General features: G+C 72.9%; 6 protein-coding genes. 4 read left to right on the top strand and 2 right to left on the bottom strand.

Features of this window, described 5'->3' with window-relative positions; translation table 11 throughout:
* Nucleotides 1-729: 729 nt before the first annotated feature.
* Nucleotides 730-2,013 carry an adenylosuccinate synthase gene (locus tag HCN52_RS19655; protein ID WP_168089777.1) on the bottom strand — a complete coding sequence of 428 codons (1,284 nt, stop codon included), beginning with the start codon at nucleotides 2,011-2,013 and terminating at the stop codon, nucleotides 730-732.
* A 197-nt stretch (nucleotides 2,014-2,210) separates the two neighbouring features.
* On the opposite strand from HCN52_RS19655, the gene HCN52_RS19650 reads away from it, so the two are divergent.
* Entirely contained in the window at nucleotides 2,211-2,954 is a 744-nt protein-coding gene (locus HCN52_RS19650) for a diacylglycerol kinase family protein (RefSeq protein ID WP_312876788.1), read from the top strand.
* Nucleotides 2,955-2,980: 26 nt separating this feature from the next.
* Here HCN52_RS19650 and HCN52_RS19645 read toward each other — a convergent pair whose 3' ends face one another.
* A complete protein-coding gene (locus HCN52_RS19645; protein WP_168089776.1) occupies nucleotides 2,981-3,481 on the bottom strand; it encodes a GbsR/MarR family transcriptional regulator in 501 nt (166 codons plus the stop codon).
* A 59-nt stretch (nucleotides 3,482-3,540) separates the two neighbouring features.
* On the opposite strand from HCN52_RS19645, the gene HCN52_RS19640 reads away from it, so the two are divergent.
* From HCN52_RS19640 to HCN52_RS19630, 3 genes are all read left to right on the top strand, one after another.
* Nucleotides 3,541-4,491 carry an ABC transporter ATP-binding protein gene (locus tag HCN52_RS19640; RefSeq protein ID WP_168089775.1) on the top strand — a complete coding sequence of 317 codons (951 nt, stop codon included), beginning with the start codon at nucleotides 3,541-3,543 and terminating at the stop codon, nucleotides 4,489-4,491.
* Entirely contained in the window at nucleotides 4,488-6,170 is a 1,683-nt protein-coding gene (locus tag HCN52_RS19635) for an ABC transporter permease (protein WP_209314756.1), read from the top strand. Before HCN52_RS19640 ends, HCN52_RS19635 begins: the two co-directional genes overlap by 4 nt.
* A 341-nt stretch (nucleotides 6,171-6,511) precedes the next feature.
* Entirely contained in the window at nucleotides 6,512-7,051 is a 540-nt protein-coding gene (locus tag HCN52_RS19630; protein ID WP_168089774.1) for a hypothetical protein, read from the top strand.
* The last annotated feature ends 145 nt before the right edge of the window (nucleotides 7,052-7,196 follow it).

Here is a 7,196-nt window from a genome sequence, read left to right as displayed (position 1 = left end):
TCCGCCAGCGCCTGCGTCAGACCGTTGGCGAGCGCCGCGACGCTGCGCGGCGGCAGCGGGCCGGTGCCGGAGCCGACGACCTCGTGCAGCGAGGGGCCCGCCACATAACCGGTGGCGACCCTCCCCGTCGCGGGGGCTGCCACCGGTCGGGCCGCGGAGGCCACCCGCCCCGAGCGCGGAAGCGGCACCGACCGTCAGCCCGCGCGGCCCGCCGCGGCAGGCGCGTCCGGTCGGTCGGACGACCACCACGGCTGTGACGCCCGGCCCGCGACCACGGACACCGACGACAGCAACGACAGCAACGACGACGCCGGTGCCGGTGCCGAGGGGCGCCCGCGCCCAGCCGGGACGCACCGCACCTGACCGCACCGCCCGCGCCCCGGCGTCCCCCCCGCCGCTCCGCCGCGCGGGCCGGAAGCGGTGGCGGGCGATCCCGCGAACGGCACCATGGTGACCGGCCCGAGCCGGAACGACGCCGAGAGCGAGGCCTGCTCCGACCTCCGTACGGACTCGCTCACCCGTCGGGACGGCGGACAAGGGCATCGAGATCTCGACGCTGGTCGGCGGCGACGACGACGCGTACCCGATCGAGTTCAGGCGCGTCGGCTGAACCGTCCCGCGCACCGGCCGGTCGACACCGCCCTGAACGCACCGCGCCCCTCCTCGGACGGGGTCGTCCGGGAGGGGCGCGGTGCGTTCAGGGCCCCGGGCAGGCCCGGGGCGGCGCGCTCAGATGAACGGGCGGATCTGGATGGTCTCGTCGCGACCGGGGCCGACGCCGATGGCGGAGATCGGGGCGCCGGACATGTCCTCCAGTGCCTGCACGTAGGCGCGGGCGTTGGCGGGCAGGTCCTCCAGCGTCTTGGCCTTGGTGATGTCCTCGGTCCAGCCCGGCAGGTACTCGTAGATCGGCTTCGCGTGGTGGAAGTCGCTCTGGTTGTAGGGCAGTTCCTCGACGCGCTTGCCGTCGACCTCGTAGGCGACGCACACCGGGATGCGCTCCCAGCCGGTGAGGACGTCCAGCTTGGTGAGGAAGAAGTCCGTCAGGCCGTTGACCCGGGTCGCGTAGCGGGCGATGACCGCGTCGAACCAGCCGCAGCGGCGGTCGCGGCCGGTGGTGACACCGAACTCGCCGCCGATCCGGCGCAGCGCCTCGCCGTCCTCGTCCTCCAGCTCCGTCGGGAACGGGCCGGCGCCGACGCGCGTGGTGTACGCCTTGAGGATGCCGACGACGCGGGTGATCTTCGTCGGGCCGACTCCGGCACCCGTGCAGGCGCCGCCCGCGGTCGGGTTCGAGGAGGTGACGAACGGGTACGTGCCGTGGTCGACGTCGAGCAGCGTGCCCTGCCCGCCCTCGAAGAGCACGACCTTGCCGTCGTCGATGGCGTTGTTCAGCAGCAGCGTGGTGTCCGCGACGAACGGCTCCAACTTCGGCGCGTAGTGCAGGAGTTCTTCCACCACACCGTCGACGGCGATGGCGCGGCGGTTGTACAGCTTCGCCAGCACCTGGTTCTTGGCGTCGAGCGCGGCCTCAACCTTCTGCCGCAGGATCGACTCGTCGAACAGATCCTGCACCCGGATGCCGACACGGTTGATCTTGTCGGCGTAGGCCGGACCGATGCCGCGGCCGGTGGTACCGATCTTGCGCTTGCCGAGGAAGCGCTCGGTGACCTTGTCCAGGCTGGTGTGGTACGGAGTGATCAGGTGGGCGTTGCCGCTGATCAGAAGCTTGGAGGTGTCGATGCCGCGGTCGTTGAGACCCGCGAGCTCGGCGAGGAGGACCTTCGGGTCCACCACGACACCGCCCCCGATGACCGGGGTGCACTCCGGCGAGAGGATGCCCGACGGCAGCAGGTGCAACGCGTACTTCTGATCACCGACGACAACCGTGTGACCGGCGTTGTTGCCCCCCTGGTAGCGGACGACGTAGTCCACCGAACCACCGAGCAGGTCGGTCGCTTTGCCCTTGCCCTCGTCACCCCACTGAGCACCGAGTACCACTAGTGCGGGCACAGGCGTACACCCCTTCCGGGCGGGGCATCTCATGGTCAGCTGCCCCGGATCGACGAAACCCCTGACACAATCGCGACAGGGGCTCTTGCACCGAGAGTTTACGAGACACGTGGGCGGCAGGCGAACGTGGCCGCGAACGGGCGGACGTACCCCGTCCAAGCACGGCGGCCCACAGCTGCCAGGAGGCGAACAAACAGGTGCTGATCGTCATCGACCCGATCGCCCGGCAGACAGACGGGGAATCGGTGCGTATCGCACGCGATGTGCTGAGCGCGGGGGCGGAGGAGGCGCGGGTGCGCCTGCTGGACCGCCCGCAGGAGATGTCCCGGGCCATGGCCGGGATACAGAGTGGACGGGTGGTGGTCGTCGGCGACGACCGGGCGCTGCTGCGGGCGGTGCGCGCCCTCCACCACCGGGGGGAGCTGGCGACGCACCCGCTGGGCTTCGTCCCCGTCGGGCCGCCCGGCAGCGTCACGGTCGCGAGCGCGCTCGGTCTGCCCTCCGACGCCGTGCAGGCGTCCCGCACCGTGCTGAACGGGCCGACCAGACCGCTCGACCTGCTGGTGGACGACGCCGGCGGCGTGGTGCTCGGGGCACTCGGCATACCGGCGGTGCCCCGGCAGCGCACGACCGCGCGCCGGAGTTGGTGGCGGCCCTCGGTGGCACCGGAGCAGTGGCTCCGGGTGGAGGCCGACGGGCGGGTGCTGGCCGACCTCGACCGGCCGGTGCGCGAGGTGTCGGTCTCGCCCGCCGACGGGCTGGCCGCCGTCGTGGTCCGCCACAGCGAGCTGGACCCGGCCGTCACCGCGCGGGCCGAGTCGGTGACGGTCTCGGGGCAGTCGTTCCAGTACCGGGCGGACACCGTCACCTACGGTCCCGCGCACTGCCGCACCTGGCGGGTGCGGCCGGGAGCACTGCACCTGTCCCTGCCGACCGGCTGAGCACGCCGGGCCCGCCGAGGCGGCCGTCATCCCCGCGCCTCCTCCGTCGCCCCGGAGCGCCAACGCTCCATGCTTGCGGCGATCTCGGCCCGCATGTACTCCATGAACTCGGCGGACCGGTGCATCCGCCGGCCGGCGGGCGTCCCCGTACCGAGGACCGTGGCGCCCTCGCGCATCGTGGCGGTCCAGTCGGCGAAGACACGGTCGCGGTTGGTCATGATCTCGAACAGGACGGCGTGGTGCAGCCGGTAGCTCTCGCGCCGCGAGCCCGGCTGTCGGTCGCGCGTGATCATGTTCGTCTGGGTGAGGTAGGTGATCGCGCCCGAGACTGCCGCGGGACTGACCACGAGCCGCTCGGCCAGCTCACCGGCCGAGAGGGTGGCCGAGTCCTCGGCGAAGAGGCAGGCGAAGACGCGTGCGGCCATGCGTTGCATGCCTCCCTCGATCAGGGGAGTCGCGAACGCCTCCACGACGGCAGACCGTGCCGCCGCGTCCACGCCCTCCTCGCCGCTACCGCCCGACACCATAGATCTTCACGACCTTTCGAATCTTCAGACTTTCATGAACGTCATGTAAGTTGCTGACTATGGCCACCGTAGCAACCGCCATCCATACATCCGGCCTGGTCAAGAGTTTCGGGGCGACCCGTGCGCTCGACGGGCTCGACCTCAGTGTGGGAGCCGGCGAGGTCCACGGCTTTCTCGGGCCCAACGGCGCGGGGAAGTCCACCGCGATCCGCGTCCTGCTCGGTCTCACCCGCGCCGACAGCGGAACCGCCACCCTCCTGGGCGGCGATCCCTGGCGCGACTCCGTCGCGCTGCACCGCAGGCTCGCCTACGTACCCGGCGACGTCGAGCTCTGGCCGACCCTCACCGGGGGCGAGGCGATCGACCTGCTCGCCCGCCTCAGCGGCGGCCTCGACCGTGCGCGCCGTGACGAACTGGTGGAGCGGTTCGACTTCGACCCCACCAAGAAGGGCCGCAGCTACTCCAAGGGCAACCGCCAGAAGGTCGCCCTGATCGCCGCGCTCTCCTCACGCTCGGAGCTGCTGCTCCTCGACGAGCCGACGTCCGGACTCGACCCGCTGATGGAGGTCGTGTTCCAGGACCTGGTGGCGGAGGCCACGAGGGCGGGCACCACCGTGCTGCTCTCCAGCCACATCCTGGCCCAGGTGGAGAAGCTCTGCGACCGGGTCAGCATCATCAGGCAGGGCCGCATCGTGCAGAGCGGAACCCTCCAGGAGATGCGCCACCTGACGCGAACCACCGTCGAGGCGGAAACCGAGCGGCCCCCGACCGGCCTGGCGGAACTGCCCGGCGTCCACGACCTGTCGCACACCGACGGGCGGGTACGGTTCGCCGTGGACGGCGGCCGGCTCGACGAGGCGATCCGGCTGCTCGCGGCTGCGGGCGTGCGCAGCCTGGTCAGCCACCCACCGACGCTGGAGGAGCTGATGCTCCGCCACTACGGCGACAGGGTCGACGCCGAGACGCGGCGTCACGACGCCGCCGAACACCAGGCGGAGAAGGGGCGATGAGCGCGACCTCCACCACGTCGGGCGGCGACGTGCCCGCCCCGGGCCCGCCCGCGGTGCGCCGCGACGGGCGAACGGGGCTGGTGGGCACGGGGGCCCTCGTCCGGTTCGCACTGCGCCGCGATCGCGTGCGGCTCCCCGCCTGGCTGCTCGCCCTCACGCTCTCCACCTACGCCATGGCCGTCGCCCTGGTCGACAGCTTCCCTGACGAGGCGGCCCGCGAGGCGGTGCGCGCCTCCAGCACAAGCCCCGCCACCCTCGCCCTCAACGGCCCGGCGCACTACCTGGACGACTACCACTACGGGGCGATGCTCGGGCACCAGGCGATCGGCTTCGTCGGCCTGTTCGTCGCCCTGCTGTGTGTCCTCACCGTGGTGCGACACACCCGTGCCGAGGAGGAGACCGGACGGGCGGAACTGTTGCGGGCGACCGCCGTGGGACGGCACGCCCACCTCACCGCCGCGGTGCTGGTCGCCGCGGGCGCGGCACTCGGCGTCGGCATCCTCACCGGGCTCGCGCTCAGCAGCCTGGACGCCACGGGGTACACCCCCGCCGGAGCCCTGGCCTTCGGCGCCGCCTACGCCGGGCTCGGCCTCGTCTTCACCGGCGTCGCCGCCGTGACCACGCAGATCTCCGCCCACGCGCGGGCCGCGTCCGGCACCGCTCTGGCCGTCCTCGGCGCCGCCTACGCCCTGCGCGCCGCCGGGGACTCCACCGCCGGCGGCTCGACCGACTGGCTCTCGTGGCTCTCCCCCGTCGGCTGGGCCCAGCGCACCTACCCCTATCTGGACAACGACGTCGGGCCACTCCTGCTGTGCCTCGGCACCGCCGGTGTCCTCACGGCGGGCGGCTTCGTGCTCTCGCTGCGACGGGACGTCGGCGCCGGACTGCGTGCCTCCCGCCCCGGCCGCCGCGAGGCCACCGCGTGGCTCACCCGCCCGGTCGGATTCGCGCTGCGACTCCACCGCGGACTGCTCTACGGGTTCACTGCCGCAGTCGTCGTGCTCGGCGCGATGTACGGCAGCGTGCTCGGGGACGTCGAGTCGATGCTGCAGGACATCGATGTCATGCAGGACGCCCTGGGCGACCTCGGCGGTGGCGTGGTCGAGTCGTTCGCCGCGCTGGTGATGGTCCCCCAGGCGACCATCGTGGGCGTCTACGCCGTGCTCGCGACGCTCCGCGCCCGCGCCGAGGAGTCTTCCGGGCGGGCCGAGCACCTGCTGGCCACCGCCTTGTCCCGGCGCTCCTGGCTCGGCAGCCACATCGCCGTCGCACTCGTGGGGAGCACCGTGGTCTCCACCGTCGGCGGCCTCACCTTCGGGACGGTGGGCGCCGTCGCCACCGGGGACGGCTCGCTCGTCCTCGACATGGCACTCGCCGGCCTGGCGTACGCCCCGGCCCTGTGGGTCACCGTCGGCGTCGCGGTCATGCTCGTCGGCTGGGCACCGCGGGCGGCGGGGCTGGCGTGGGCGGTGCCGGTCGGTGCGTTCCTGCTCGGCTACCTCGGCGCCCTGATGCGGTTCCCGACCTGGGTGCTCCGTCTCGACCCCTTCGGCCACGTACCGAGACTCCCCGCCGAAGCGATGCAGTGGACGCCGCTGCTGGTACTGACCGCGCTTGCCGCGGTGCTCGTGCGGGTCGGGCTCGCCGGTTTCCGGAGACGCGACCTCGACACCCGCTGAGCCCGGCGGCGGGCGGCGGGCGGCGGACGGTTCAGCGCGTCGGCCGGAGCCGCCCGCCGTCGCCACGCGTGGCACGTCGGCAGCGCCTGCGTCACCCACCTGTCGCAGCACCGCGCGACAAGCGCTCCCCGGCCACGTCCGAACGGCGTCCCGCCCTTGTGCCGCACGGCCTGAGCCAGGACCGCCGCCGGACGCGACCCGCTCGCCACACCCCGGACGGAGCAACCGGGACCCCCCACGGGACGCGCTCGGGGTGCGCGTCCGGTGACCCGCTGTTGGCATGGGCACTGACAGCCCGTCACCGCGTCGTGACGGACCGAAGACCCGGAGGTCACCGTTCCATGAGAACTCCCCAGACACGCATCGGCCGTCTGGCCCTGGGCACTGCGGCCGCGCTGCTCACCGCCGGCGCCGTCGCTGCCCCGGCAGCCGCCAGCGAGGGCGTCAGCGACGACAAGCAGTCCAAGGGCAACCACCAGCTCTCGGTTTCCCCCACCTCCGGTCCCGCAGGGACCACGGTGACGGTGCGGGCGACCTGTGAGCCCGCCGGCGGTGCGGCGTCCGAGGCGCTCCGCCAGCCGATCCACCTCAAGCGCAACGACAACAACCAGTGGGTCGGCACCGGCCAGATCAAGCGCGAGGGCCTGCGCACCGGCCAGAGCTACCCGATCCGCGTCACCTGCGTGAACGGCAACCAGCAGACCGGCTCGTTCACCGTCACCGCCACGCCCAGCGGCGGTGCCTCGGCGGGCTTCGGCGGTTCCCAGGACGGCGGGGGCTACGCCACCGCTCTCGCGGTCGGCGGCGGCATCGCCGTGGCCGGTGCCGTGGGCTACGCGTTCACCGCGCGTCGCCGCGCGGCGGGTAACCACTACTACTGATAGGCGGTCAGGGTGAGGGTGACTGATATGCAGGGGCGTCTGCGACGAGCGCTGCGTCGTGGGCGGGCCGCCGGCGAACCCGGCGAACCCGCGCCCGAGCCCACCGCCGTGTCCGGGCGGTGCCCATGGGGGAGTTCCCCCCGGA

The sequence above is a fragment of the Streptomyces bohaiensis genome (assembly GCF_012033785.1).
Classification (GTDB): domain Bacteria; phylum Actinomycetota; class Actinomycetes; order Streptomycetales; family Streptomycetaceae; genus Streptomyces; species Streptomyces bohaiensis.
This window is presented reverse-complemented; position numbering and strand designations above follow the sequence as displayed.

What these genes read in the sequence shown, in the direction of transcription:
- HCN52_RS19640 (WP_168089775.1), top strand. Translation starts at nt 3,541, where the DNA reads ATGGCCACCGTAGCAACCGCCATCCATACATCCGGCCTGGTCAAGAGT.
- HCN52_RS19645 (WP_168089776.1), bottom strand. Translation starts at nt 3,481, where the DNA reads ATGGTGTCGGGCGGTAGCGGCGAGGAGGGCGTGGACGCGGCGGCACGG.
- HCN52_RS19630 (WP_168089774.1), top strand. Translation starts at nt 6,512, where the DNA reads ATGAGAACTCCCCAGACACGCATCGGCCGTCTGGCCCTGGGCACTGCG.
- HCN52_RS19635 (WP_209314756.1), top strand. Translation starts at nt 4,488, where the DNA reads ATGAGCGCGACCTCCACCACGTCGGGCGGCGACGTGCCCGCCCCGGGC.